The following is a 1,698-nucleotide window of genomic DNA, read 5'->3' on the forward strand; positions in this document are numbered from 1 at the left end:
ATATACCACCGTCCGACCCTATCTTTGGGGGCTTGCGGCCATAGTTAGTAATCGTTCGGAGGCAAATAGGCGAAAGTTACCAAACATAAAAGTTCCCCAGCTGTGTCGTTGCACTCTTTAAACACCTTTTTTGCAAATATTAACACCAAGACATGGATATCAGTGGATTATAACGGTCACGTTTTCGCCGTTCGACCCGAGCCAGACAATTAATCCGGGACTTAGAGAGGTACTGTGCTGATGGACACCACAGCTCTGTTGCTGTCCCGCATCCAATTCGCGGTGACCATTTCCTTCCACATCATCTTTCCCGCCTTCACCGTCGGGCTCGCCGCCCAAGGATCGGAGTGAATCGATAATGCAGAGTGGTCCTACTCCTTCGTTGATCGATCAAAGGCTCATCACCTTCGTAGGATTTTCCGTTCAGGCATGGAGCTTTGCAGGTCGAACATGGTTGTCGTTAATACTGGCGCTGTTCGTGGCGTTTTGGCTTGAACTCGAATCCCCCGCATCGGCAGCGCTCACGGTTGCCTCTCTATCTTTCCCGTCGCGGGGCCAAGGTTTGGAAAAAGCATTCTATCGCGTGATCGCCACGATTATCGGCGTGATCGCGTCCATCGTCATCACGGCGCTCTTCTCGGAGACAGGATGGCTGCTTCTGTTCGTACTTGCCACTTGGGTGGGCCTTTGCGTCTACATGGCATCTCTATTTGATGGTTTTCGCACTTATGCAGCCGTTCTATGTATTATTACGGTCTGTCTTATAGCTGTAGAGCAGCTAGACACACCGCAAAATGTATTCATCCTTGGACTCCAACGTGGCGCCGCGATTGTCGTCGGTATTCTATCGTTGTCATTGATAAATGCCGTGTTTTCCGCGCCCAATTATTACCCTGCAATCGCCGACAGACTTGAGAACTTGCGCCGCGATATCGCGGAGTTGACGAAAAGGTCGATCGCTGGAGACTCGATTGCACTCGAGACAGTTGGGGCACTACTTCACAGAATCACCGCCCTCCGCCCTGAGATTACTACACTCAGCACGGAAACGAGCGTTGGTCGAAATCGAAGCGCTGCCGCTCGAACGGCAATGGTTGATCTCATTTTTGAATTGGCTGCGACCCGTACCGTCGCTTCACTCAGGGCCGCCGTCCAACCCTTGTTGAGTGATGATTCAGCGTCTCATGCTGACCGAAATGCGACGGAGAATCGTTTCTTCAATCTTAAAATGAGAGCCATGAACTGGATGGTCTCGGAGGCATGGCGGCGCGATTGCTCCGTTTCCGCAAGTATCAGGGCGCTGCGTCAGGGAATGCTTCCCCTAAATTCACGACGGGCACCTTTCTATAGGTCACATCGCATTGCCCTCGAGAATGGTCTGAGAGCCTTCGTATATTTTGGCCTGGCCGCGCTGGTATTGGTCATAGCGGGATGGCCGGCGACAAACGTCTCACTGGCGTTCGTGGGCATCTTAATAGGTCTCTCGGCGATGTCGTCAGATCAGTCTGCGGCCTCGATGCTAGCACTTTTTGCCGTGCCTTTTGGTTGTCTACTCGCCGGTATCCTTGAATTTGTTGTACTAAACGGGGTGACCGCGTATCCATTGCTCGCGATTGGGTTCTTGCCGTTTGTAATTTTTCCTGCTCTTCTAATGACAATACCAAGCCCAGGACTGATATCCTTCGCGCGTAGCAATCT

At 51.8% G+C, this 1,698-nt stretch carries 1 protein-coding gene and 1 pseudogene; both read left to right on the forward strand.

Features of this window, described 5'->3' with window-relative positions; translation table 11 throughout:
• Positions 1-240 precede the first annotated feature (240 nt).
• Positions 241-336, forward strand: a pseudogene (locus ACXJ5O_RS26035) (cytochrome ubiquinol oxidase subunit I); the annotation flags it as partial.
• Between the two features lie 22 nt (positions 337-358).
• Positions 359-1,698: FUSC family protein (locus ACXJ5O_RS26040; protein WP_457302434.1), on the forward strand; the 1,340-nt coding region annotated here is incomplete at its 3' end.

Source organism: Phyllobacterium sp. P5_D12 (assembly GCF_054049495.1).